Origin of the sequence: Variovorax sp. Varisp41, assembly GCF_047325085.1 — a bacterium.
Lineage (GTDB): Bacteria > Pseudomonadota > Gammaproteobacteria > Burkholderiales > Burkholderiaceae_C > Variovorax.
The window spans coordinates 231,485-253,733 of the sequence record NZ_CP168541.1; the positions used below are offsets into that span (position 1 = coordinate 231,485).

General features: G+C 70.7%; 23 protein-coding genes. 11 read left to right on the plus strand and 12 right to left on the minus strand.

The window, feature by feature from the left end; translation table 11 throughout:
• The first annotated feature begins 10 nt into the window (after positions 1–10).
• Positions 11–1,573 carry an ABC transporter substrate-binding protein gene (locus tag ACEN9J_RS32235; RefSeq protein ID WP_296729432.1) on the plus strand — a complete coding sequence of 521 codons (1,563 nt, stop codon included), beginning with the start codon at positions 11–13 and terminating at the stop codon, positions 1,571–1,573.
• 77 nt (positions 1,574–1,650) lie between these two features.
• Here the strand turns inward: ACEN9J_RS32235 and ACEN9J_RS32240 are convergent, their stop codons facing one another.
• The 9 genes from ACEN9J_RS32240 to ACEN9J_RS32280 all read right to left on the minus strand — a co-directional run bounded on the left by ACEN9J_RS32240 (position 1,651) and on the right by ACEN9J_RS32280 (position 11,458).
• Entirely contained in the window at positions 1,651–2,475 is an 825-nt protein-coding gene (locus tag ACEN9J_RS32240) for an ABC transporter ATP-binding protein (protein WP_413765309.1), read from the minus strand.
• Positions 2,476–2,479: 4 nt separating this feature from the next.
• Positions 2,480–3,319, minus strand: a complete 840-nt coding sequence (locus ACEN9J_RS32245) for an NADPH-dependent oxidoreductase (RefSeq protein ID WP_296729436.1) — start codon at positions 3,317–3,319, stop codon at positions 2,480–2,482.
• Complete coding sequence (locus tag ACEN9J_RS32250; protein ID WP_413765310.1) at positions 3,316–4,359, minus strand: ABC transporter ATP-binding protein; 1,044 nt, start codon at positions 4,357–4,359, stop codon at positions 3,316–3,318. Before ACEN9J_RS32250 ends, ACEN9J_RS32245 begins: the two co-directional genes overlap by 4 nt.
• A complete protein-coding gene (locus ACEN9J_RS32255) occupies positions 4,356–5,228 on the minus strand; it encodes an ABC transporter permease (RefSeq protein WP_296729439.1) in 873 nt (290 codons plus the stop codon). The genes ACEN9J_RS32250 and ACEN9J_RS32255 overlap by 4 nt, the downstream gene beginning before the upstream one ends.
• Positions 5,225–6,244 (minus strand): ABC transporter permease, encoded by a 1,020-nt coding sequence (locus tag ACEN9J_RS32260; RefSeq protein ID WP_413765311.1) that lies wholly within the window; start codon positions 6,242–6,244, stop codon positions 5,225–5,227. Before ACEN9J_RS32260 ends, ACEN9J_RS32255 begins: the two co-directional genes overlap by 4 nt.
• Positions 6,241–7,851, minus strand: a complete 1,611-nt coding sequence (locus tag ACEN9J_RS32265; RefSeq protein WP_413765312.1) for an ABC transporter substrate-binding protein — start codon at positions 7,849–7,851, stop codon at positions 6,241–6,243. The genes ACEN9J_RS32260 and ACEN9J_RS32265 overlap by 4 nt, the downstream gene beginning before the upstream one ends.
• 30 nt (positions 7,852–7,881) lie before the next feature.
• Positions 7,882–9,090: an SfnB family sulfur acquisition oxidoreductase gene (locus ACEN9J_RS32270; protein WP_296729446.1), complete on the minus strand. Its 1,209-nt coding sequence runs from the start codon at positions 9,088–9,090 to the stop codon at positions 7,882–7,884.
• Positions 9,087–10,469 carry an LLM class flavin-dependent oxidoreductase gene (locus ACEN9J_RS32275; protein ID WP_413765313.1) on the minus strand — a complete coding sequence of 461 codons (1,383 nt, stop codon included), beginning with the start codon at positions 10,467–10,469 and terminating at the stop codon, positions 9,087–9,089. Before ACEN9J_RS32275 ends, ACEN9J_RS32270 begins: the two co-directional genes overlap by 4 nt.
• 77 nt (positions 10,470–10,546) lie before the next feature.
• Positions 10,547–11,458, minus strand: coding sequence for a TauD/TfdA dioxygenase family protein (locus ACEN9J_RS32280; RefSeq protein ID WP_413765314.1), 912 nt, complete (start codon positions 11,456–11,458; stop codon positions 10,547–10,549).
• A gap of 212 nt (positions 11,459–11,670) precedes the next feature.
• Between ACEN9J_RS32280 and ACEN9J_RS32285 the strand changes: the two genes are divergently transcribed.
• Together ACEN9J_RS32285 and ACEN9J_RS32290 are read left to right on the plus strand one after the other, a co-directional pair.
• The gene (locus ACEN9J_RS32285; protein WP_296729453.1) at positions 11,671–12,162 is read left to right on the plus strand and encodes a helix-turn-helix domain-containing protein; all 492 of its coding nucleotides are present in this window, start codon (positions 11,671–11,673) and stop codon (positions 12,160–12,162) included.
• Complete coding sequence (locus ACEN9J_RS32290) at positions 12,159–12,818, plus strand: nucleotidyl transferase AbiEii/AbiGii toxin family protein (protein WP_296729455.1); 660 nt, start codon at positions 12,159–12,161, stop codon at positions 12,816–12,818. Before ACEN9J_RS32285 ends, ACEN9J_RS32290 begins: the two co-directional genes overlap by 4 nt.
• Before the next feature lie 4 nt (positions 12,819–12,822).
• Here ACEN9J_RS32290 and ACEN9J_RS32295 read toward each other — a convergent pair whose 3' ends face one another.
• Complete coding sequence (locus tag ACEN9J_RS32295; RefSeq protein WP_093345876.1) at positions 12,823–13,842, minus strand: ABC transporter substrate-binding protein; 1,020 nt, start codon at positions 13,840–13,842, stop codon at positions 12,823–12,825.
• A 235-nt stretch (positions 13,843–14,077) separates the two neighbouring features.
• Between ACEN9J_RS32295 and ACEN9J_RS32300 the strand changes: the two genes are divergently transcribed.
• The 6 genes from ACEN9J_RS32300 to ACEN9J_RS32325 are packed head-to-tail and all read left to right on the plus strand — an operon-like array spanning position 14,078 to position 20,345.
• The gene (locus ACEN9J_RS32300; RefSeq protein ID WP_296729460.1) at positions 14,078–15,268 is read left to right on the plus strand and encodes an ABC transporter substrate-binding protein; all 1,191 of its coding nucleotides are present in this window, start codon (positions 14,078–14,080) and stop codon (positions 15,266–15,268) included.
• 49 nt (positions 15,269–15,317) lie between these two features.
• Complete coding sequence (locus ACEN9J_RS32305; RefSeq protein WP_413765315.1) at positions 15,318–17,147, plus strand: ABC transporter permease; 1,830 nt, start codon at positions 15,318–15,320, stop codon at positions 17,145–17,147.
• Between the two features lie 15 nt (positions 17,148–17,162).
• Positions 17,163–17,741: an OsmC family protein gene (locus tag ACEN9J_RS32310; protein WP_057592629.1), complete on the plus strand. Its 579-nt coding sequence runs from the start codon at positions 17,163–17,165 to the stop codon at positions 17,739–17,741.
• Positions 17,725–18,582, plus strand: coding sequence for an ABC transporter ATP-binding protein (locus ACEN9J_RS32315; RefSeq protein WP_413765316.1), 858 nt, complete (start codon positions 17,725–17,727; stop codon positions 18,580–18,582). Before ACEN9J_RS32310 ends, ACEN9J_RS32315 begins: the two co-directional genes overlap by 17 nt.
• Positions 18,579–19,424 carry an ABC transporter ATP-binding protein gene (locus tag ACEN9J_RS32320; RefSeq protein WP_413765317.1) on the plus strand — a complete coding sequence of 282 codons (846 nt, stop codon included), beginning with the start codon at positions 18,579–18,581 and terminating at the stop codon, positions 19,422–19,424. Before ACEN9J_RS32315 ends, ACEN9J_RS32320 begins: the two co-directional genes overlap by 4 nt.
• Positions 19,425–19,457: 33 nt before the next feature.
• Entirely contained in the window at positions 19,458–20,345 is an 888-nt protein-coding gene (locus ACEN9J_RS32325; RefSeq protein WP_413765318.1) for a VOC family protein, read from the plus strand.
• Positions 20,346–20,365: 20 nt separating this feature from the next.
• Here ACEN9J_RS32325 and ACEN9J_RS32330 read toward each other — a convergent pair whose 3' ends face one another.
• Positions 20,366–20,638, minus strand: a complete 273-nt coding sequence (locus ACEN9J_RS32330) for a hypothetical protein (RefSeq protein ID WP_413765319.1) — start codon at positions 20,636–20,638, stop codon at positions 20,366–20,368.
• A gap of 164 nt (positions 20,639–20,802) precedes the next feature.
• Between ACEN9J_RS32330 and ACEN9J_RS32335 the strand changes: the two genes are divergently transcribed.
• Entirely contained in the window at positions 20,803–21,300 is a 498-nt protein-coding gene (locus ACEN9J_RS32335) for an arsenate reductase ArsC (RefSeq protein ID WP_296729476.1), read from the plus strand.
• A 10-nt stretch (positions 21,301–21,310) separates the two neighbouring features.
• Here the strand turns inward: ACEN9J_RS32335 and ACEN9J_RS32340 are convergent, their stop codons facing one another.
• Complete coding sequence (locus ACEN9J_RS32340; RefSeq protein ID WP_057592633.1) at positions 21,311–21,586, minus strand: hypothetical protein; 276 nt, start codon at positions 21,584–21,586, stop codon at positions 21,311–21,313.
• A gap of 328 nt (positions 21,587–21,914) precedes the next feature.
• Between ACEN9J_RS32340 and ACEN9J_RS32345 the strand changes: the two genes are divergently transcribed.
• A complete protein-coding gene (locus tag ACEN9J_RS32345; protein WP_057592634.1) occupies positions 21,915–22,238 on the plus strand; it encodes a hypothetical protein in 324 nt (107 codons plus the stop codon).
• Positions 22,239–22,249 lie beyond the last annotated feature (11 nt).

Here is a 22,249-nt window from a genome sequence, read left to right on the forward strand (position 1 = left end):
GCATCCGAACATGACATCTCCCTCTCGCAACAAGAGCATCGGCCCGCTGCGTCGCCGCACGCTGGCCGCCGGCGCCGCCGCGCTCTCGGCCCTCGCGCTGCTGGCCGCGCCCGCGGCCTGGGCCCAGCCCCGGCAGGGCGGCACGCTGAACTGGCTGGTCAATCCCGTGCCGGCTTCCATCGTTCCGCTGACGACCACGGCCGGCGGCAATGCCGAGATTGGCCCGAAGATCGTCGAAGGCCTGCTGACCTACGACTACGAGCTCAAGCCCAAGCCGCTGCTGGCCACGGCCTGGTCGCTGAGCGCCGATGGCCTGCAATACACCTTCACCTTGCGCAAGGGCGTGAAGTGGCACGACGGCAAGGACTTCACCTCGGCCGACGTGGCCTTCTCGATCCTGACGCTCAAGCAGGTGCATCCGCGCGGCCGCGGCACCTTCGCCAACGTGGTGGAGGTGCGCACGCCCGATCCCTACACGGCCGTGGTGGTGCTGAGCAAGCCCGCGCCCTTCCTGCTGACGGCCCTGGCCGCGACCGAATCGCCGATCGTGCCCAAGCACCTGTACGAAGGCACGGACATCTCGGCGAGCAAGTACAACAGCCAGCCGATCGGCACCGGTCCCTTCGTGTTCAAGGAGTGGGTGCAGGGCAGCCACATCATCCTCGAGCGCAACCCGAACTACTGGGACAAGCCCAAGCCGTATCTCGACCGCGTGGTGGTGCGCTTCGTGCTCGATGCCGCCGCGCGCGCCGCGGCGCTCGAGTCGGGCGCGGCCGACCTGGCCAACGGCACCGGCGGCATCCCGCTGTCGGACGTGGAGCGCTTCCGCAAGCTGCCCGGCGTGGAGATCGATACGCGCATCTCGCCCTACCTCGGCAGCCACCAGCAGATCTACTTCAACCTCGACACGCCGGCGCTGCAGAAGGTGGAGGTGCGTCGTGCCATTGCTCAGGCGATCGACGTGAATGCCTTCGCGAAGACGGTCTGGTATGGCCTGGGCACGCCTTCGGCCTCGCCGATCGGCAAGGGGATCTCGCGCTACCACGATGCGAGCATTCAGCCCTATCCCTACGACCCGAAGGCGGCAGAGGCCGCGCTCGACGCGGCCGGCTTCAAGCGCGGCGCGGGCGGCACGCGGCTCAAGCTGCGGGTGCTCTACAACCCGTTCCAGGAACGCCGCGCGGCCGACTTCGTGCGCCAGTCGCTGGGCCGCATCGGCATCGATGCCGCGGTCGAGAGCTACGACTTCGCGACCTACGTGACCAAGGCCTACACCGAGCGCGCCTTCGACATCACGCTCGAGAGCCTCACCAACCTGTTCGATCCCACGGTGGGCGTGCAGCGCGTGTTCTGGTCGAAGAACTTCAAGGTTGGCCTGCCGTTCTCGAACGCGGCGCACTACGTCAATCCCGAGGTCGACCGGCTGCTGGAAGCAGCGGCGGTGGAAGTGGACGAGACCAGGCGGCGCCAGCTCTTCGTCGACTTCCAGCAGATCGTGCACCGCGACGTGCCTTCGATCGAGCTGGGCGCGAATCCGGCGATCACCGTGCTGGCGAAGAAGGTGCGCGACTAGGGGCCGACCGGCGAGCACATCCGCGGGAGCTTCGCGGATCTGTACTTCCAGCCCTGAAGCCGCGTCCGGCCGGCCGCTCAGGCGGCCGCCGGAAAGCGCGGCACCGCGGCGGCCAGCTCGGCGGTGTAGGGATGCCGAGGGCGCTCGAACAGCGCCTGCGGCGCCCCTTCGTCGACGATGCGCCCCGCGCGCATCACCAGCACGCGCTCGCACAGCAGCCGCACCACGCCGAGGTCGTGCGAGATGAACAGGATCGCGAGGCCGAGCTCGCGGCGCAGCCCCGCCAGCAGCGCGAGCAGGCCGGCCTGCACCGAGACGTCGAGCGCCGCGGTGGGCTCGTCGAGGATCAGCAGCTCGGGCGCGGGCGCCAGCGCGCGCGCGATGCCCACGCGCGCGGCCTGGCCGCCCGAGAGCTGGTGCGGCCGGCGCGCCAGCAGCTCGTCGCCGAGTTGCACGCGCCGCGCGGTCCGCAGCACGCGTTCGCGCAACGCGGCGTCGTCGAGCGCCGCCAGCCGGCGCAGCGGATCGGCGATCGCCTCGAAGGCGCTGCGGCGCGGGTCCAGGCTTTCGTACGGGTCCTGGAACACCATCTGGATGCGATGGCGCCAGGGCGCATCGGCCGCCTGGCCGGCACGCACGCTGGCCAGATCGATGCCGTCGAACAGCAGCCGGCCCGACAGCGGATCGGCCAGCCGCGCGAGCATGGATGCCAGGGTCGACTTGCCGCAGCCCGATTCGCCGATGAGGCCCAGCGCCTCGCCGCGCGCCAGCGCGAAGCTCACGCCGTCCACGGCCGGCAGCCAGCGGCGGCGATGCACCAGGCCGCCCCAGGCCGGCACCGCGGGCAACGCATGGCGTGCGTGCAGGTCCTCGACGCGCAGCAGCGCTTGCGACTCGCCCATGGCCTCAGCGCAGTCCGATGCGTTGCGCGGCGAGCGCCTCCACCAGCCGGTGGCGGCCGCGCAGTTGCGCGGGGTCGCGCAGGCGCGCCAGCGAATGGTCGCTCCAGCGCACCGCCGGCATGCCCTGCGAGGCATAGAAGGACTGCATGGTCGCGTCGTAGTGCTTCACATGGCCGACGGTGTCGCCGGCCGCATGGCGTTCGTGCGAGAGCACCGCGCGCTGCGGCAGCCGCGGCTTGACGGCCGCCGGCCGTGCCGGATCGGGCCAGCCGATGCACAGGCCGACGACCGCGAACACGCCGGGCGGCAGGCCCAGCTCGGCCGCCACCTCCTCGGGCCGGTTGCGGATCGCGCCGAGGTAGACGGTGCCCAGTCCCAGCGATTCGGCCGCGGTCACGGCGTTCTGTGCGGCCAAGGCGGCATCGATCACGGCCATCAGCGAGGTGTCGAGGAAGTCGGCGCCTTCGATGGGCACGGCCGCGTCGTCGGCCAGGGTGCGCAGGCGCGCGACGTCGGCCAGCCACACCAGCAGCAGCGGCGCCTCGCGCACCTGGGCCTGCCGGCCCGCGTACTCGGCGATGCGCGCCTTGCGTTCGGGGTCTTCGACCGCCACCACGCTCCAGGTCTGCAGGTTCGACGAACTGGGCGCCGACTGCGCTGCGGCGATCAGCCATTCGAGCGTGCCCGGCGGTAGCGCGCGCTCGGCATCGAAGGCACGCACCGAGCGGTGGGCCAGCAGGGTTTCGAGCACGGGATTGGCCGGCGGCGGCGCGGACCGCGGCGACTCGCCGCCGTAGCGGCTGCGAAAGAGCGAGGCCAGGGTGTCGGATTTGGGCTGTGTCATGCGGGGACTGCTTCGGGTGTCGGATGGACGGGATGTTCGGCGCCGGGCCGCGTGGCCGGCGCCAGCGGCAGCCAGCAATGCACGCGGTGCGCGGTACCTTGCCAGTGCGCCACCGGCGGCTGCATCCGGCAGCGCGCCTCGGCCTGCGGGCAGCGCTCGGCGAAGCGGCAGGCCGGCAGGTCGGCGCGCGCGAGATCGGGCAGCCGGCCATCGACGCCGCGCAACGCATCGAGCGTGTTCGCCGATTGCGGCGTGGCGCGCAGCAACTGGCGCGTGTAAGGATGGGCCGCGCCCTCGCGCAGGTGCCGCGAGGGCAGGGTCTCGACCACCTGGCCCGCATGCATCACGGCGATGCGGTCGCAGCGTTGCGCGGCCAGCGCGAGGTCGTGGGTGATCAGCAGGGTCGCCAGGCCACGCTCGCGCGCGAGGCCGGCCAGCAGGTCGAGCACCCGCGCCTGCGTGACCACGTCGAGGCCGGTGGTCGGCTCGTCGGCGATCAGCAGCTCGGGCTCGCCGGCCAGTGCCAGCGCGATCATCGCGCGCTGGCACTGGCCGCCCGAGAGCTGGTGGGCAAAAGCGCGCAGCCGGCGCTCGGGCTCGGGCAGGCCCACGCGTTCGATCCATTCGAGTGCGGCCTGGCGCGCGGCGCGTGCCGACAGGCCGCGGTGCAGCCGCAGCACCTGCTGCAGCTGGTCGCCGATGGTGCGCAGCGGATGCAGCGCGCGGCGCGGACTCTGGAACACGAAGCCGATGCGGCGGCCACGCAGCGCATCCCAGGCCGCGCGCGCCGGACGGCCGCTGTCGTCGAGCAGTTCGAGCCCCTGGAAGCGCAGCCGCCGCGCGGCCGCGTCGGCCTGCGCATCGAGCAGGCCCGCGAGCGCCAGCGCGGTCACCGACTTGCCCGATCCGCTCTCGCCGACCAGGCCCAGGGTTTCGCCGGCCGCGAGCTGGAGGCTCACGCGGTCGAGCACATGGACCGCGCCCTGCGCGCCATGGAAGCGCAGGCTCAGCGCATCGACCTCGAGCAGCGGCGCGCTCATGGGCCGCTCCGGTCGGCGGCGCCGCGCGGATCGAGCCGGTCGCGCAGCGCGTCGCCCAGCAGCGTGAAGCAGCCCACGGCCATGAACAGCGCCAGGCCCGGGAAGCCCGCGAGCCACCACTGGCCGGTGATGATGTAGGGTGCGCCTTCGCTCACCAGCACGCCCCATTCGGGCGTCGGCGGCCTCACGCCGAGGCCGATGAAGGACAGGCCCGCGCCATTGAGCAGCGCCCAGCCCAGGTTGATCGAGCCCTGCACCGCGAGCATGGGCAGCACGTGCGGCAGCAGCACGCCGAACAGCAGCCGCGCCGGGCCCTGGCCGCTGAGCCGCGCGGCCAGCACATAGCCGGCGCCGCGCCGCACGCCGACCTCGCTGCGCGCGAGCCGGATGTAGAAGGGCAGGTTGATCAGCGCCGTCGCATAGACGATGTTGATCACCGTGTTGCCCCAGGCCGCGACCAGCGCCATCGCCACCACGAACAGCGGGAAGGCCATCAGCACGTCGACCAGCCGGCCGACCCAGCGGTCGAGCCGGCCCCCGACGAAGCCGCACAGCGCACCGATGGCGCTGCCCGCCGCCAGCGACAGCAGCACCGCGCCCGCGGCCATCGAGAGATCGAGCCGCGTGGCCACCAGCACGCGCGAGAACAGGTCGCGGCCCAGCGCGTCGGTGCCGAACCAGTGCAGCGCGCTCGGCGGCTGCAGCCGCGCGGGCACGTCGGTGGCGAGAGGATCGAAGGGCGCGAGCGCGGGGCCGGCGATGGCGGCGAACAGCAGCAGCGCGAGCAGCAGCAGGCCCAGCGCCTCGTTGCCGCGCGGGCGCCAGCGCGGCCGCGCATCCGCCTCGAACTTGCCCGGCACCGCGCTCATGCCGCGCTCCCCACGCGCGGATCGATGCGCTCGTGCAGCAGGTCGATCGCGAAATTCACCAGCACGAACATCAGCGCGACCAGCAGCACGAAGCCCTGCAGCGGCGCATGGTCGGCCGCCATCAGCGCGTCGAGCGCATAGCTGCCGATGCCGGGCCAGGCGAACACCTTCTCGATCACCACGTTGGCGCTCAGCATGTACGAGAACACCATGCCTGCACTGGTGACCACCGGCAGCAGCGCCAGGTGCAGCGCGCCGGCCAGCACCGCGCGCGGCGGCAGGCCGAGCGCGCGCGCGGTGCGCACGGGGTCGCTGCGCAGCACGCCCAGCAGCGACGCGCGCGTGAGCCGCGCCACCGGTGCCAGCGAGAAGGCGGCCATCGCCACGCTCGGCAGCAGCAGCCGGCCGGCCGCGGAAGCGAAGGCATCCCAGCGCAGCGCGAGGACGGCATCGACCAGCATGAAGCCGCTGCGCACCGGCGGCGGCTCGATCATCGCGTCGATGCGGCCCGTGGGTTCGGGCGCCCAGCCCAGCAGGAAATAGAAGACGTAGACCAGCAGCAGCGCGATCACGAAGCTCGGCACGCAGCTGCCGCCCACCGTGAGCACGGTGCAGGCGCGGTCCCACAACGAGCGCGGGCGCAGCGCGGCCGCGGTGCCCAGCGGCAGTGCCACCAGCAGCGTGAGCACGAAGGCCGCGAAGGTGAGCTCTAGCGAGGCCGGCAGGCGCTGCCACAGGTCGGTCAGCACCGGCTGCCCCGTCGTGTGCGACTGGCCCCAGTCGCCGTGCGCCAGTGCCTGCAGGTAGTGCCACAGCTGCGTCGGTAGGGGCAGGTCGAGGCCCATGCGCGCGCGGATCTGCGCGATCTCCTCCGGACCGGCGTTCGGCCCCGAGGCGAGGAAGGCCGCGGGGTCGCCCGGCAGCACGTGCGTGAGCACGAAGGTGAAGACGGCAGTGCCCGCGAGCACCGGCACGGTGGCCGCGAGCCTGGAGACGACGCGCCGGGCGAAGCTCATGAGCGCGTCAATGGCCGGAAGTCCACCTGGCCATGGATGTAGTAGGTGAAGCCCTGCAGGTCGGGCTGCAGCGCCGCCTCGAAGGTGGGCAGCCACAGCGGCACCAGCGGCACCTGCTCGAAGGCGATCTCGATCGCGCGCTGGATCGCGCGGTCGTATTTCGCGCGGTCGGTCTCCCAGCGCGCCTGCTCGAGCAGCTTGGCGAGTTCGTCGTTCTTGAACGAACCGAAGTTCCAGCGCCAGTCTCCCTGGAAGAAGATGCGGAAGAAGTAGTCGGGGTCGTTGAACCAGGCCGAGGAGCTGTCGATGAAGAAGGGCAGCTTCTTCTCGGTCTGCAGCGTGCCCCACTGGGCGCTGGGCACCTTCTCGATGCTCAGCGCGATGCCGATCTTCGCCAGCGCTTCCTGGATCAGCAGCGCCGCGGGCTCGGCCAGCGTGGCGTCGCCGACGTTGTAGCTGAAGCTGGTCTTGAAGCCCTGCGGATGGCCGGCCTGCGCCAGCAGCTCCTTCGCCTTGAGCAACTGGGTGTCGTAGGGATAGGGCTGCGGAAAGCGGCTGCTCGCGGGCTTGCCGGGCCTGGCGCCGTACAGCGCCTCGCCGCGGCCCAGGTTGGCGCCGCGCAGCAGGGTGGTGTAGGGCAGGGCGTAGGCGATGGCCTGGCGCACGCGCACGTCGTCGAAGGGCTTGGCCTGGGTGTTGAAGGCGACGAAGCGGAAGCTGGTCGTGACCGGCACCGACACCACCTTGGCGCGCGTGGTGTCGGTCAGCGCGTCGAGGTCCTTGGGCGGCAGCTGCAGCGCCACGTCGGCGTCGCCCTTGAGCAAGGCGGACACGCGGTTGGAGGCCGAGGGCACGACCTGGAACACGGCGCGGCGCAGCTGGGGCGCGCTGCCGCCCTTCCAACCATCGAAGCGGGTGTAGACCACCTGCTGGCCCGGCGTGAAGCTCTCGATGCGGAAGGCGCCACCGCCGGCTTCGTGCGCCTTGACCCATTCGGTGGCCCAGGGATCGGCCGCGGTGGCATGCGACTTCGCGAGCTCGCTGTTGAGCACCGAGGCGAAGCTCAGCGCGAGGTTCGGCAGCGTGTAGCGGTCGGCGCGCGGCAGCGCGATGCGGAAGGTGTGCGCATCCACCACCGTGAACTGCGAGGGATTCTCGAGCGAGCCGGTAGCGAGCTGGCGCTTGCTGGCCGGCAGCGAGACCGCGCGGTCGAGCGACCACTTCACGTCGGCGGCCGTCACGGGCTTGCCGTCGTGGAAGGTGGCGTCGCGGCGCAGGAAGAAGGTCAGGGTGCGGCCGTCGGCGCTGGTTTCGAAACGCTCGGCCAGCTCGCCGCGAAAGCGGCCGTAGTCGTACTTGAAGACGCCCGGCGAGAGCTGCGCGCGGTCGAAGTTGATGAGCCGGTCGTAGACGTTGAAGAACAGGCCCAGCGATTCGCGGCTCACGCCCTCGCCGTGCGGGTCCTGCGAGTTGGGCGCGCCCTCGGAGAGCACGCGCAGCGTGTCCTTGCGCGCCTGGGCCCAGGCCGACAGAGGCAGGCTGGTGCCGGCGACGGTGCCGAGAGAGAAGGCTGCGCTGCCTTGTTGAATGAAACGGCGACGGTCCATGGTGATGGCTTTCGGAAAGACGAGGAAGGATCAGATCGAAGCGTGACGTTGTGGACTGGCGCCGTTGAGCCAGTGATTGCCCACGGCATGCGGCTTCCAGCGCACCGGGTCGTGCACGGTGTGGGTGCGCGCATTGCGCCAGTGGCGATCGAGGTTGTGCTCGGCCAGCGTGGACTGCGTGCCCGCGAGCTCGATCAGCGCGGTGGCCGCCTCGAGCGCGAACTCGGTGCTCAGCACCTTGGCTTCGGCGACCGCGATCGAGGCCTCGGTCACATGGTCGGCGCCGGGTTCGTCGCGCGCACGGTCGAGCGCGTGGCCCGAGCGTTCGAGCAGCGCCTCGGTCGCGTGCTGCTGGATCACCAGCCGGCCGATGCGCGCGAGCGTGAGCGGATCGTCGGCCGCGCGCGCCACGCCGCTGTCGGGCCAGGGCCGCGCGCGCTCGCGCACCCAGTGGTGCAGGTCGGCCATGGCGGCGCGGCCGATGCCGAGATCGATGGCGGCGTGCAGCACCTGCGCGAACGGGCCGTGGATGGTCGGCGGCTCGAACAGTTGCGCGCGCGGCAGCACCTGCAGCGCGCCGACCGCCACGTTGTCGGCCGTGACGGTGCCGCTCGCGGTGGTGCGCTGGCCGAAGCCGCTCCAGTCGTCGACGACCTCGAGACCCGGCGCCTCACGCGCGACGTAGACCAGCACCTGGTTGTCCTGCTCGTCCCTGGCCGCGACCGGCACCCAGTGCGCGAACAGCGCACCGGTGCAGTAGAACTTGCGGCCGTCGAGCCGCAGGCCCTCGGGCGTGGCACGCAGCCGCGCGGTCACGACCTTGGCGTTGGCGGTGCCGCTTTCCGACACCGCGTTGCCGAAGCGCCGGCCCTCGATCGCCTCGCGGAAGAAGAACTTCTGCTGCTGCGCGTCGCCGATCAGCCGCACCGCGTCGACCAGGCAGTAGTGGTTCTGCGGAATCTGGCCGAGCGCGGGATCGGCCTCGGAGATCAGTGCCGTGACCTCGGCCAGCGTGGCATGCGAGACCGCGGCGCCGCCGAAGGCGCGCGGCACCGTGATGCCCCAGAGGCCGCTGGCCGAGAAGCGCTCGACCTCCTCGAAGGGCAGGCGGCGCTGCCGGTCGCGCTCGGAGGCACCGGTGGCGAAGTCGGCCGCGAGGCGGTGCGCGATGGCGAGGGCCTCGGCATCGTCGCGCACGACGTGGACCGGGCCGGTGGAGAGGGAGGAGGGAGCTGTCATGGCGATGCGGAGGTGCGCCGCCGCACCCCGGTGTGGGAGGACGGCAGCCGGGCTCGGTCCGGGCCGAAGATCTTTTCGCGCCAGCTGCCTTCGGCATAGGCGCGCTTGTGCAGGCCGCGGCGCTGCAGTTCGGGCACCACGAGGTCGACGAAATGCTCGAGGCCCTCGGGGCTCACGGTGCGCACGAGGTTGAAGCCGTCGATGCCTGCCTCGCAGACCCAGGCCTCGATGGTGTCGGCGATCTGCGCGGGCGTGCCGACCACGGGCGCATGGCGCGCGCCCAGCGGCATCTGCGCGAGCAGCGCGCGCGGGGTCAGCTGCGCACCGCCGGGCCGCTTGAGCGAGGCGACCGAGCTCTGGATCGCATCGGCGCTGCCGCCGCCGATGGCGTCGTCGAGGCCGTGGCGCGAGAGGTCGTGGCCGATCGCGCTGCTGAACTGCACCAGGCCGGCCTCGGGTTGCGCATAGCGGCGGTACTCCTCGTAGCGCGCACGGGCCTCGGCTTCGGTGGCCCCGGTCACGACCAGCAGCGTGGTCACGAAGCGCACCGCGTCGGCATCGCGCCCGGCCTCGGCCAGCGCCGCGCGCAGCTTGCGCACCACGGCCGCGGTGGCGGCCAGGCCCTGGTTGGGCACGAACACCACCTCCGCATGGCGTGCCGCGAAGGCCGTGCCGCGCGCCGAGGCGCCGGCCTGGAACAGCAGCGGCGTGCGCTGCGGCGAAGGCTCGCAGGGATGCACCGCATCGAGCCGCCAGCCTTCGCCCGCATGGCGGATGGCGCGCACGCGCGCGGGGTCGGCATAGATGCCGCGCGCGCGGTCGGCGATCACCGCGTCGTCGTCCCAGCTCTCTTCCCAGAGCCGGTAGACCAGCGTCATGAACTCGTCGGCCAGGTCGTAGCGCCGGTCGTGGCCGGTGGCGGCGGCCGCGCCCTGCGCGCGCGCCGAGCTGTCGAGGAAGCCGGTCACGATGTTCCAGCCGATGCGGCCCTCGCTCAGGTGGTCGAGCGTGGACATGCGGCGCGCGAAGGCATGCGGCGCCTCGGCCGCGATGGTGGCCGTGATGCCGAAGCCCAGGTGGCGCGTGACGCTGGCCATCGCGCTCACGAGCACGGCCGGGTCGTTGATCGGCACCTGGATGCCGTGGCGCAGCGCGGCCTCGGGGTTGCCGCCCCAGACGTCGTAGACGCCGGTCACGTCGGCGAGGAACAGGCCGTCGAACAGCCCGCGCTCGAGCGTGCGCGCGAGGTCGAGCCAGTAGGGCAGCCGCTTGTAGTCGGTGGCGCGGTCGCGCGGATGCCGCCACAGGCCGTGGGTCAGGTGGCTGGGCGTGTTCATGTCGAACGCGTTCAGCAGGATGGGACGGCGGGGAAGGGGCATGGCTGGCTCGCGCGCGCGCCGCCGCGCGGGGCGGTGGCGCGCATGGCGGTGCGCTTGGGGGAGGGCCGGTGGCGGTGTCAGTACGGGCGGCTGCCCGAGAGGCTGATGCGCTTGAGCACGCGGCGCTCGCCGTTGTCGAAAGCGCTGCGCGCGTGCAGCGTGGCCTGGTTGTCCCAGTAGACGATGTCGCCCACGCTCCAGCGGTGCGTGTAGGCGAAGCGCGGCTGCAGCAGGTGCTGGCGCAGGCGCGCGATCAGCGCGGCGCCGTACTGCGGATCGACGCCGACGATCTCGACCTCGGTGCGCGCGCCCAGGTAGAGGATGCGGCGGCCGCTGTCGGGATGGGTGCGCACCAGCGGATGCACCTCGAAGGGTTCGAGCGGCGCGATGTCGGGCGTGCGGTAGAGCGGGAAGCCGGTGGTGAGCGGCTTGAGCTTGCGCAGGAAGGGGTTGTAGGTGATGAGCCGCAGGTGCTCGATCTCGCGCTGCGTGCCGGCATCGAGTTCGTCCCAGGCGGCCGCTAGGTTGTACCAGGTGGTGTCGCCGCCCTCCGAGGGCACCTCGATGCCGTAGAGCAGCGAACCCGACGACGGCACCGGCGTCCAGTGGTGGTCGGCATGCGCCGCGAGCTCGTCATGGCCGAGCACGCCGCCGTCGACGTTCGACACCCGCACGATGTCGGGCGTGTTGCCGCCATAGGGATCGGAGCCGAGCACCGGCACGTTCGACGGCGGACGGAACACGGCGCCGAAGTAGCTCGCGAGGCGCTCGAACTGCGTGTCATCGAGCCGCTGCTGCTTGAGCACCAGCACATGCCGCTCGAGCAGCGCCTCCTTGAGCGCACGCACCTGCGCGGCCGGCACCGGGCGCGTGGCGTCGAGACCTGTGACCTCGGCGCCGAGCGATGCGTCGATCGCGGCGATCCTGAACGGGACAACGGAAGAAGGTTCGGCAACGGTCGGCCGTTCGGCGGCAAGCACGGAGGACATGGCGTGGGAGCGCGGGAGCGCTGGGTGGAATGGATGCTGCGCCCGATGCTAGGAAAGTTCGCATGGGTTGCATGCGCTCTTTGCGCATGTGCTTATGCGAAGAATCGAAGGGGAGTGGTTCGGGCCGGGCTTAGGTCTTTTTCTTTGGCATTCAGATTCAACCGGAATAGAATGTCCAATATTTTTGACATATTTCGGATTCAATCTTCGCCATGAACCTGATCGACATCGGCCACGCGGTACGCGCCAGGCGCACTGAGCTGGGCTTGTCCCAGTCTCAGCTGGCGCACCTGAGCGGCCTGTCGCGGCAGACCCTGGTCGGCCTGGAGAACGGTGCGCTGGGCGACCTGGGCGTCAACCGCGTGGGCCAGGTGATGGCGGTGCTGGGGCTGGACAGCCCCGCGCCGGATACGCTGGCGCGGCGCAAGAAGCGTGGCCTGTGGATGGCGGCCAAGACGGCCAGCGTCAGCTACGCACGCGAGCTCGGCCCCGAAGCGCTGGAGAAGGTCCTGGCGAGCGGCGACGTGCCGCCGCCATTCACCGCGCACCTGACCCATCTGCTCGATGAAGCGCCCATTCCCGTCGTCGTGATGGCCGTGGAAGAAACCGCCTCGCGCGCGCGCCTGCCGCCGCGGCAGGTCTGGCGCAACGTGGCGAAGCTCGCGGAGTCCTTGTCCGTGCACCGGCAGGCGCTGTGGGCATGAAGCCGAGACCACTGCCCAACGGTCCCTGGGAGGCACTGTTCGCGCGGGCGCTGACGCTGCTCGACGACATCGGTCGGTACGGTGGCATCGCCGATCCGTTCTGGACCCTGGGCGGCGGGACCGTGCTGATGTTCCGCTACCGTCATCGGCTGAGCAAGGACATCGATATCTTCGTGCCCGATCCGCAATACCTCGGCTATGTCACGCCTCGATTGAGCGACACGGCGGCGAACTTGACGCAGGACTACACCGAGCAGCCGGGCGCCTTCGTCAAGCTGCAGTTCGAGGAGGGCGAGGTCGACTTCGTGGCCGCTCCCAATCTGCTGCCGGACAAGGCCTGGGAAATCTGGCACATCGGCGGCCGTCAGGTGAAGGTGGAGACAGCCGCCGAGATCATCGCCAAGAAGATGTACCACCGCGGCGACCGGGTCACGGCGCGCGACCTGTTCGACCTTGCACTCGTGATCGAACGCGAGCCTCTAGACCTTCTGCCGGCGGCACCGTTCCTGCTGCGCCACCGGGACGCCTTTCTCGGACAGATCCGGCAACCGCATGCCGGCTTGCGCGCCGCGTTCGATGCCATCGCGACATTGGAGTACGCGCCGGACTTCGAGCACTGCGCGGCCACGGCCGGGGAATTCCTGATCGGCCTGTAGCCCCTCAAGCCAGCACGTCCAGCGACACGTGGTTCGCAAACCGAACCACGTCCGTGCTCTTCTTCAGGATCCCCGCATTCCGGAAGTCCGTCGCAAACGCCTCCACCTCGTTGCGCAGCGCCTTGCCCGCCGGATGGTGCTTGTAGGTCAGCTCGGTGAACAGCTTCTGCAGGTCTTCCACCGCGACCTTGGGCGCGTACTTGGCATAGATGCGCGCCGACTCGTTCGGGTTCTCGGCCACGTAGTCGGAGGCCTGCGCCAGCGCGCGCACGGTGGCGGCGGCGCGTGGCTTGTCGTTGCGCGCGAACTCGCCGCGCGCGCCGACGATGCAGCACAGGCGCTCGGCGTACTCGCCCTTGGCGCTGTTGGCGATCTCGGTGAAGACGCCGGGGTTGCGCTTCTCGATCAGGTAGACGTTCGGGTCGCCATCGGCAATGGCCTGGATCTCGCCCTTCTTCACGGCGATGTCGAGCAGGTCGGCCGGATAGACGCGCCAGTCGACGTCCTTGTCGATGTCGATGCCCTTCTTCGCAAGATGGATCGCATAGAACTGCCGCGCTGGGCTGTTCTGGTCCGACACGCCGATGGTCTTGCCCTTGAGGCTCGCGAGCTCGGTGGTCACGCCTGCCGCCTTGGCACCCACCAGCCGCAGGCAGCCGCCATGCACGCTGCCGACCACCTTCACGTCGAAGCCGGCTTCCAGCGGCTTGACCCAGCGATGGATCAGGCCCACGCCGACATCGGCCTTGCCGGTGGCCAGTGCCTCGAGCATCTGGTCGGACGAGCCGGCCCAGTTCAGCAGCTCGACATCGAGCCCGTTCTTCTCGAAGAAGCCGCGCTCGAGCGCGACCGGCACGGGCGCCAAGCAGAAGCCGGCCTGGCTCCAGGCAAAGGTCAGCTTGCGCGGTTGCGACCAGGCCGAGGCGCCGAGCAGGGCCGCGGAGCCCACGACGGCGGCAGCGGCGCCGGCTTGAAGGACGCTGCGGCGCGAAGGCGGCAGGCGCGAGGAAAGAGAGTCGGTCATCAGGGCTTCTCCACCGGAATATTCGAAGCGGCGAGTGTGGAAGCGCGGTCCGCGCCTATCCAACGAATGTTTTCGGTCATGCATATGTCCGGCCTGCAAGAGCGCGGAGAGCGTCGAGAGCACGCCTTGCCTTGCTCGGAAAACGCATATCGCGCAGCGCTTTTTTTCGTTCCAGCGGCCCCGGGCAACGCGAAGAATGGCCGGCCTGATCTTCATGCCCCGGGACCCCCACACCATGCCAACACCGATCTCCCGCCAACGCTTCCTGCGCCGGATCGCCGCGCTGTCGCTGGCCGGCGCCGCCTTCGCGCTGTCCGCACCCGTCCTGGCCGCGCCGGCCAGCGGCGAGCCCGTCTGGTTCGGCGTCAGCGGTCCGCTGACCGGCCAGAACGCGCAGTACGGCGCGCAGTGGAAGGCGGGCTTCGACCTCGCGCTCGAGCACATCAACGCGCAGGGCGGCATCCATGGCCGGCCGCTGGCCTACAACTTCGAGGACAGCCAGAGCGACCCGCGCCAGTCGGTCGCGATCGCGCAGAAGCTGGTGAACGACAAGCGCGTGCTGATCGAGCTCGGCGACTTCTCGAGCCCGGCCTCGATGGCGGCGTCGCCGATCTACCAGCGCGCGGGCCTGGTGCAACTGGGTTTCACCAACTCGCATCCCGACTTCACCAAGGGCGGCGACTACATCTGGAGCCCGTCGATCAGCCAGGCCGACGCGCAGCCGCTGTTGGCCGATCTCGCGGTCAAGACGCTGGGCTTCAAGCGCATCGCGGTGCTCTATCTCAACACCGACTGGGGCCGCACCAGCAAGGACGTGCTGGTGAAGGCCGCGCAGGAACGCGGCGCGCAGCTCGCCATCGCCGAGGGCTACCAGCCCGACGAGAAGGACTTCCGCTCGACGCTCGTGCGCGTGCGCGACGCCAACCCCGATGGCCTGGTGCTGATCTCCTACTACCCCGACGGCGCGCTCATCGCGGGCCAGGTGCGCAGCGTGGGCCTGAAGCAGCCGATCGCGGCGGTGGGGTCGGTCTATTCGCCGAAGTTCATCGAGCTCGGCGGCGCCGCGGTCAACGGCATCCACACCAACACCGCCTTCTTCCCCGAAGAGCCGCGCGCCGAGGTGCGCGACTTCGTGAAGAGCTTCCGCACCAGGTACGACAAGGAACCCGACGCCTTCAACGCCTATGCCTACGACGCCGTGGTGTACGCGGCCGCCGCGTTGCGCCAGGCCGGGCCCAACGCCGACCGCAAGGCGGTGCGCGATGCCTTCTACAAGATCAAGGACGTGCCCAGCGTGATCTTCGGCAAGGCCAGCTTCGATCCGCAGACGCGCCGCGTGATCGGCGTGAAGAGCGTGAACCTGGTGGTGAAGGACGGCAAGTGGACGCAGCTCGACGAGAAGGCGGCGCTGGCCTCGACCAAATGATCGGTCTCGCGCACCGCGCACCCTGGCGCGCGCAGACGGCGGTCCTTCGATGAACTTCGGCTCCTTCTTCGACTACATGGTCAACGGCCTGATCATCGGCAACATCTATGCGTTGCTGGCGGTCGGGCTGGCGCTGATCTTCGGCGTCTCGCACCTGATCAACTTCGCGCACGGCTCGGTCTACACCGTCGGCGCCTACATCGGCTGGGCCTCGATCACTTATCTGCACACGCCGCTGCCCGTGACGATCGCGCTGGTGGTGCTGGGCTCGGGCGCGCTCGGCATGCTGATCGAGCGCGTGGGGCTGCGCCCGCTGCAGGGCGCGGCACGCATCGCGCCGCTGCTGGCCACCATCGGCATCAGCTTCGTGCTCGACATCCTGGTGCAGCTGGTCTTCAGCCCCGATCCGCGCGCGCTGCCCACGGCGTTGCCCGACTGGCGGCTGCAGGTCGGCAGCGGCACCATCGGCGCGCTCGACCTGCTGATCGCGGGCATCGGCCTCGCGAGCGCGGCCGTGCTGTTCGGCTTCCTGCGCTTCACCAGGCTCGGCTGGGCGGTGCGCGCCACCGCGCAGGACCGCGACGCGGCGCAGCAGATGGGCGTCGACGTCGACCGCGTGAATCAGACCGTGTTCGCGATCGCGGCCGCGCTCGGCGGGCTGTCGGGCCTGCTGGTGGGCATGTACTACAACAACATCAGTCCCGCGATGAGCTTCCAGGCCACGCTCAAGGGCGTGGTGGCCACGGTGGTCGGCGGCGTGGGCAACGTGCCGGGTGCCATCGTCGGCAGCCTGCTGCTGGGGCTGATCGAGAGCTACGGCGTGGCGCTGCTGGGCACGCCCTATCGCAACCTGTTCGCCTTCGCGCTGCTGCTGGCGATCCTGGTGTGGAAGCCCAACGGCCTGTTCGGCCGCAAGCGCGCGCTGCCGCCCGAGCCGCTGACCGGCACCTTCATCGCGCCGAGCAAACCCTGGCGCGTGCCGCGCCGGCTGCTCGTGGCGCTGTTCGCGGCCGCGGTGCTGCTGCCGCTGTTCGATCCCTCACCCTATCTGCTGCAGACGCTCACCAATGCCTGGCTCTATGCCGCGCTGGCGCTGAGCCTCACGCTGGTGGCGGGCACGGTCGGCCAGATCTCGCTCGGCCATGCGGGACTGCTGGCCATCGGCGCCTATGCTTCCTCGCTGCTGGTGCTCGACCTGCACCTGCCGGTGGGCACGGGCATCGTGCTGGCGGGCATCCTCACCTCGCTGATCGGCACCGCGCTGATCTTCCCGGCCTTCCGGCTGCGCGGCCACTACGTGTCGATCGCCACGCTGGGCATCGGCGAGATCGTGGCGCTCACCATCCTCAACTGGGAGAGCCTCACGCGCGGGCCGATCGGCGTCTCGGGCATTCCGCCGCTGTCGCTGTTCGGGCGCGATGCCTCGTCCAACGGCGCGATCTACTGGGCCTCGTTCGGCGCCATGGTGCTGCTCGCGCTGCTGCAGTGGCGGCTGCTGGGCTCGCACCTGGGCCGCACCTTCCGCGCGGTGCGCGAGGACGAGGTGGCCGCGCGCGCCTACGGCGTGAGCCCCGACCGCTACAAGGCGCTGGCCTTCGGCTTCGGCGGCTTCGCGGCCGGCGTGAGCGGCGCCTTCACGGCCCACATGTACTCGTACATCAACCACGAGACCTTCGGCTCGCAGATCTCGATCCTCGCGCTCACCATGGTGATCCTCGGCGGGCTCGGGAACATCAGCGGCGCGCTGCTCGGCGCGGTCGCGCTCGTGAGCCTGCCCGAACTGTTCCGCGTCACCGCCGAGTACCGCATGCTGATCTACGGCGTCGCGCTGCTGCTGCTGATCCGTTTCCGCCCGCAAGGCCTGCTGGGCACCGTCTGAAGAAGGAACCACACCATGAGCCATCTCAACGACTACCTCGCCGAGAAGCGCGCCGCCGTGCTGGCGCGCAATGCCGCTGTCGACGCGGGCAGCGCGCAGCCGCTGCAACTGAAGGCCAGCGTGAAGGCCGAGGGCCGCAGCGGCGTGCGCCGGCTGCGCATCCGCGACCACCAGGTCATCAGCGACAGCCCGCCGAACTTCGCGGGCTACGACCTCGGCCCGAGCTCGCCCGAGCTGCAGCTCGGCGTGCTCGGCACCTGCGTCACGCACATCTTCCTGATCCAGGCGGCCGAGCGCCAGGTGCCGCTCGAGAGCCTCGAGGTCGAGGTCACGGGCCTCATCGATCCGCGCGGCGGCAAGCCGGGCCACGAGAGCACGCCGATCTGGCCGCACCAGATCGGCTACACGGTGCACATCGATTCGCCCGCGAGCCGTGCCGAGATCGACGCGCTGTTCGAGGCAGTGGAGCGCAACTGCCCGATCCTCAACCTGCTGCGCAACCCGCAGACCATCCGCGCCGAGGTGAAGCTCGTGAACTCGAAGGCGCAGGCCGCCCGCGCGCCGCAGGAAGCGGGCGATGCCGTCGCTGCTTGAGATCCGCGGCCTGGTGCGCCGCTTCGGCGGCCTCACGGCCGTGAACGCGATCGACCTGCACGTGGGCGAGGGCGAATTGCTCAGCGTGATCGGGCCCAACGGGGCCGGCAAGACCACGCTCTTCAACCTCGTGACCGGCCTGGACCGGCCCGACGAAGGGCAGGTGCTGTTCGAGGGGCGGGACATCACGGGCCTGCCCGCGCAGCAGCTCGCCGCGCGCGGGCTGGCGCGGACCTTCCAGCATGGGCGCGTGTTCGCCAACCTCTCGGTGCTCGACAACGTGCTGGTCGGCGCGCACACCCGGCTGCGCGCCGTGAAGCCGCGCGTGGGCGGCGTGCCGGGCCTGGGCGCGCTGGCCGAACTGGCGCTCGCGCTGGTGCAGCCCGCCGCCGTGCGGCGCGAGGAGGAGACGCTGCGCCGGGAGGCGCTCGAGATCGTCGCGCTGTTCGGCGAACGGCTGGCGCCGCGCGTCGATCACCCGGCCTACAGCCTCTCGTACGCCAACCGCCGCCGCGTGGAGATCGCGCGCGCGCTCGCGCTCCAGCCCCGGCTGCTGCTGCTCGACGAACCCACGGCCGGCATGAACGAGAGCGAGACCGCCGAGATGCTCGAGATCATCCGCGGCCTGAAGGCGCGCGGCCAGACCATCCTGCTGATCGAGCACAAGCTCGACCTCGTGATGCAGCTGTCGGACCGCGTGGCCGTGCTCGACGACGGCTGCAAGATCGCCGAGGGCCGGCCCGGCGACGTGCGCAACGACCCCGCGGTGATCGAGGCCTATCTCGGCCACCGGCAGGTGGGGCAGGTGGGTCGGGCACGGCCCGAGGCGGTGCCCGCATGATCGCCACCGTCGCCCGCACGGGGCTGCCGCCGTCGCCGTTGTGGGGAGACGGCCGCGACGAGGACCATGCCGCGCTAGCCGCGAGCCCCGCGGCCCGCACCACCGCTCATCCGCTGCTCCAGCTGCGCAGGGTCAACAGCTTCTACGGCCCGGTGCAGGCCCATTTCGATCTCGACATCGAGGTGCGCAAGGGCCAGATCGTGAGCCTGCTCGGCGGCAATGCCAGCGGCAAGTCGACCACCATGAAGATCGTGCTGGGCCTGCTCAAGCCGCGTTCGGGCGAGGTGCTGTTCGACGGCGTCTCGACGCTGGGCCTGAGCACGCCGCAGATCATCCGCCAGGGCATCGGCTCGGTGCCCGAGGCGCGCCGGCTGTTTCCCGCGATGACCGTGCGCGAGAACCTGCTGATGGGTGCCTATGCGCGCAACGACCGCCGCGCGGTGGCCGAGGACCTCGAGCGCATGCTCGAGCTGTTCCCGCGCGTGGCCGAGCGCATCGATTTCCAGGCCGGCACGCTCTCGGGCGGCGAGCAGCAGATGGTGGCGATGGCGCGCGCGCTCATGGGCCGCCCGCAGCTCATCTGCATGGACGAGCCGACCATGGGCCTGTCGCCTCTGTACGTGGACAAGGTGCTCGAGCTGATCGCGCGCATCAATGCCCAGGGCGTCTCGGTCTTCATGGTCGAGCAGAACGCCAGCCTCGCGCTGCAGATCGCGCACCACGGCTACGTGCTGCAGACCGGGCGCATCGTGCTCTCGGGCCCGGCCGCCGCGCTGCTCGACGACCCGCGCATCCGCGATGCCTACCTGGGCGGCGACGGCGCCGCGCGCACCGCCTCCTGAACTTCATACGTCCCCAAGGGAGAACACACGACCATGTCATTGAAACTCGACCACATCGTCATCGCGGTGCACGACCTCGAGAGCGCCATCGCCGACTACGCGGCGCTCGGCTTCCACGTGCTGCGCGGCGGCGACCATCCGGGCCGCACCACGCACAACGCGCTGGTGGTGTTCCAGGACGGCAGCTACTTCGAGCTGATCGCCTGGCGCGCGCCCTCGCCCGAGGAGCGCTGGTGGCAATTGCTGCAGCGCCATGGCGAAGGCATCGTCGACTTCGCGCTGCTGCCGCGCAGCACCGCGGTCACCGTCGAGGAGGCCAGGGCGCGCGGCCTGGCGCTCGAGGGGCCGGTCGATGGCGGCCGCGTGCGCCCCGACGGCGAACGCCTGCGTTGGCAGACCGCGCGGCCCGCGACGGCCGACCTGCCTTTCCTGTGCGGCGACCTCACGCCGCGCGCGCTGCGCGTGCCCGAGGGCGACGCGCGCACGCATCCCAATGGCGCGCTCGGCGTCGCGAGCCTCGCGATCGCGGTGCACGACCTCGATGCCACGCTCGAGCGCTACCGCGCGCTGCTCGGCGACGGGCATGGCGAGGTGGCGGTGCATATCGGCGAAGCCGTGGCGCTGCCGGGCAGCGGCGTGCGGCTGGCCGTGATCGCGGTCGGCGGCAGCGCGCTGGTGTTCTCGTCGCCGCGCGCCAGCGCGAAGACCGATGCCGCCACGCCGATCGGCCGCGCGGTGGAGCAGCGGCTCAGCGCGCGCGGGGAGGGGCCGTATGCGCTGGTGCTGCACACCGCGGCCACGGCGTCGCCCGAGGCGCCGGATCTCGCGAAGACGCATGGCGCGCTGATCGAGTTCGCGCCGGCCGCGCGCGAAGGCGCCGCGCGGCGCGCATCGGCGCTCGACAGCCTCGTGGGCGGCTGAGGAGTGCCGGAGCGGGTCGCTTACTTGTCGGCGTGCTCGTCCTTGCCGTCTTCGGCCGACTCCTCTTCTTCTTCCTCTTCCGATTCCTCGAAGTACTCGGGGATCGGCTGCTCGGCCAGCGCCTTCGCCAGCTGCAGGCGGAACTCGGCCAGTGCCTTGGCCGACTTGGCGATGTCCTTGGCGCCCTGGTCGGCGATCTTCTCGACCAGCAGGGCCGGTTCTTCCGACAGGATGATCTCGATGTAGTGGTCGGCGAGTTCGGCGGCGGCGATGAGCTTGGCGTCGTTGGACATGCGGTGCTTTCGGTGAGGTGGAGAAAGACGCCATCGTGCGCAGCGAAGGTGACGCCGGCACTACACACGCCGGCGCGGGGCTGTCATGCGTGCGTCATCGGAAGCGGCGTCAATGCCCGGGTCCGCAACAAACCGGGCCGCGACGCGCGGCCTCGCGTCACGCCATGAATCCTGGCCATCCCGTCCACGTCCTGTTCCTCTGCAACAGCAACGCCGCGCGCAGCCTGATCGCCGAATCGCTGCTCGACCAACTGGGCCACGGCCGCTTCGTCGCGCATTCCGCGGGCCATGCGCCCACGGCCGACGGCCAGGCCGATCCGCGCACGCTCGAGGCGCTGCGTGGCGCGGGTCTGCCGACCGAAGGACTGCGCAGCAAGAGCTGGGAGGAATTCGGCACGGCCTCGGCCCCGCACATGGACCTCGTGGTCACGCTGTGCGACGAATCCGCGGGCGAGACCTGCCCGGTCTGGCCGGGCCAGCCCGCCTCGGCGCACTGGTCGCATCCCGATCCGCGCGCGCCGGGCAACGAGCTCGGCGACGACGCCTTCGTGCAAACCATGCATGCGATCCGCCGGCATGTGGAGCTGCTGGTCAACCTGCCCGACGAGCGCATCGACCGGCTCGTGATCGAGGCCGAGGCCCGGCGGATCGGCAGCACCTGAGACGGACGGCTCAGCCTTGCCGCCCACCCCCCTTCGGCACGGGCTCGCGATGGTAGGTCGACCATTTCACGGTCAGGATGTCGGCCGCGATCTTGGCGGCGTTGACGCCCGCATAAGACTCCGAGGGATCGAACTCGAAGGCCTGCTGGTAGCGCACGACCTGCGCATAGTCCTGGTCGAAGACCATAGGCCCCGTGACCTCGGTGGGGTCGGTGCCGGCCGGCAGGGCCAGGAATTTCTGCGGGTCGGTGCTGCTTTGGTAGAGGTCGACGCTCAACTGGGTCATATGCTTGTCCTCGAGGTCTTCATGAAGGGAATCCGGGCGGGTGCACGGAACGGTCCGGGTGGCGCGCGGGGCGCGGGAGCCCGGTGCCGAAAAAATAGTCACAGGCCTTCGGGGCCCGCGCAATCAGTCCATGCCTACACGCTGTCGCCCGGCCTGACACGGCGCCGTCGGCGCGACCAGGATTCAGGGCCGACGGTCCCTGGCCGGCAAGGCGAGGCGGCGCTGGCCTACAGGAAGCGGCGCCTGGAATCGATAGCGTCGTCCAGCGCGTGATCGGACCGCGCCATCACTTTCTCCCACCATCACGCTCACTGTTGAGGACCAAGCCATGCAAGACGACCGGGATGCCGCTTTCGCGGCTTGGGTGGGAGCGGAGGACGAGGCCCAGGCGGCCATCCACTGCCTGCACCAGCGCACGCGCGGAGGGCGCCTGAAGCCGGCGTCCACCGACATCGAGCAGATCGCGCGGCTGCGCAAGGAAGCCGATGTGCGCTTTGCTGCGCTGTGGGGCGCGCTCGGCACGCCCGCAACGATGCCCGCCGTCCGGCCGGAGGCGCTGCCCGTGACGCCGCGCGCGGAGCGACCGCAGCGCATCGTGGTGGGGCCGCGCATCGCGCCGCAGGGCGCGTCGCTGCCTTCGATCGCGGGCTGAGAACGGCAGGC

Excerpts from the sequence above, each read along its gene's own strand:
- ACEN9J_RS32235 (WP_296729432.1), top strand. The coding sequence starts at position 11 with ATGACATCTCCCTCTCGCAACAAGAGCATCGGCCCGCTGCGTCGCCGC.
- ACEN9J_RS32240 (WP_413765309.1), bottom strand. The coding sequence starts at position 2,475 with ATGGGCGAGTCGCAAGCGCTGCTGCGCGTCGAGGACCTGCACGCACGC.
- ACEN9J_RS32245 (WP_296729436.1), bottom strand. The coding sequence starts at position 3,319 with ATGACACAGCCCAAATCCGACACCCTGGCCTCGCTCTTTCGCAGCCGC.
- ACEN9J_RS32250 (WP_413765310.1), bottom strand. The coding sequence starts at position 4,359 with ATGAGCGCGCCGCTGCTCGAGGTCGATGCGCTGAGCCTGCGCTTCCAT.
- ACEN9J_RS32255 (WP_296729439.1), bottom strand. The coding sequence starts at position 5,228 with ATGAGCGCGGTGCCGGGCAAGTTCGAGGCGGATGCGCGGCCGCGCTGG.
- ACEN9J_RS32260 (WP_413765311.1), bottom strand. The coding sequence starts at position 6,244 with ATGAGCTTCGCCCGGCGCGTCGTCTCCAGGCTCGCGGCCACCGTGCCG.
- ACEN9J_RS32265 (WP_413765312.1), bottom strand. The coding sequence starts at position 7,851 with ATGGACCGTCGCCGTTTCATTCAACAAGGCAGCGCAGCCTTCTCTCTC.
- ACEN9J_RS32270 (WP_296729446.1), bottom strand. The coding sequence starts at position 9,090 with ATGACAGCTCCCTCCTCCCTCTCCACCGGCCCGGTCCACGTCGTGCGC.
- ACEN9J_RS32275 (WP_413765313.1), bottom strand. The coding sequence starts at position 10,469 with ATGCCCCTTCCCCGCCGTCCCATCCTGCTGAACGCGTTCGACATGAAC.
- ACEN9J_RS32280 (WP_413765314.1), bottom strand. The coding sequence starts at position 11,458 with ATGTCCTCCGTGCTTGCCGCCGAACGGCCGACCGTTGCCGAACCTTCT.
- ACEN9J_RS32285 (WP_296729453.1), top strand. The coding sequence starts at position 11,671 with ATGAACCTGATCGACATCGGCCACGCGGTACGCGCCAGGCGCACTGAG.
- ACEN9J_RS32290 (WP_296729455.1), top strand. The coding sequence starts at position 12,159 with ATGAAGCCGAGACCACTGCCCAACGGTCCCTGGGAGGCACTGTTCGCG.
- ACEN9J_RS32295 (WP_093345876.1), bottom strand. The coding sequence starts at position 13,842 with ATGACCGACTCTCTTTCCTCGCGCCTGCCGCCTTCGCGCCGCAGCGTC.
- ACEN9J_RS32300 (WP_296729460.1), top strand. The coding sequence starts at position 14,078 with ATGCCAACACCGATCTCCCGCCAACGCTTCCTGCGCCGGATCGCCGCG.
- ACEN9J_RS32305 (WP_413765315.1), top strand. The coding sequence starts at position 15,318 with ATGAACTTCGGCTCCTTCTTCGACTACATGGTCAACGGCCTGATCATC.
- ACEN9J_RS32310 (WP_057592629.1), top strand. The coding sequence starts at position 17,163 with ATGAGCCATCTCAACGACTACCTCGCCGAGAAGCGCGCCGCCGTGCTG.
- ACEN9J_RS32315 (WP_413765316.1), top strand. The coding sequence starts at position 17,725 with ATGCCGTCGCTGCTTGAGATCCGCGGCCTGGTGCGCCGCTTCGGCGGC.
- ACEN9J_RS32320 (WP_413765317.1), top strand. The coding sequence starts at position 18,579 with ATGATCGCCACCGTCGCCCGCACGGGGCTGCCGCCGTCGCCGTTGTGG.
- ACEN9J_RS32325 (WP_413765318.1), top strand. The coding sequence starts at position 19,458 with ATGTCATTGAAACTCGACCACATCGTCATCGCGGTGCACGACCTCGAG.
- ACEN9J_RS32330 (WP_413765319.1), bottom strand. The coding sequence starts at position 20,638 with ATGTCCAACGACGCCAAGCTCATCGCCGCCGCCGAACTCGCCGACCAC.
- ACEN9J_RS32335 (WP_296729476.1), top strand. The coding sequence starts at position 20,803 with ATGAATCCTGGCCATCCCGTCCACGTCCTGTTCCTCTGCAACAGCAAC.
- ACEN9J_RS32340 (WP_057592633.1), bottom strand. The coding sequence starts at position 21,586 with ATGACCCAGTTGAGCGTCGACCTCTACCAAAGCAGCACCGACCCGCAG.
- ACEN9J_RS32345 (WP_057592634.1), top strand. The coding sequence starts at position 21,915 with ATGCAAGACGACCGGGATGCCGCTTTCGCGGCTTGGGTGGGAGCGGAG.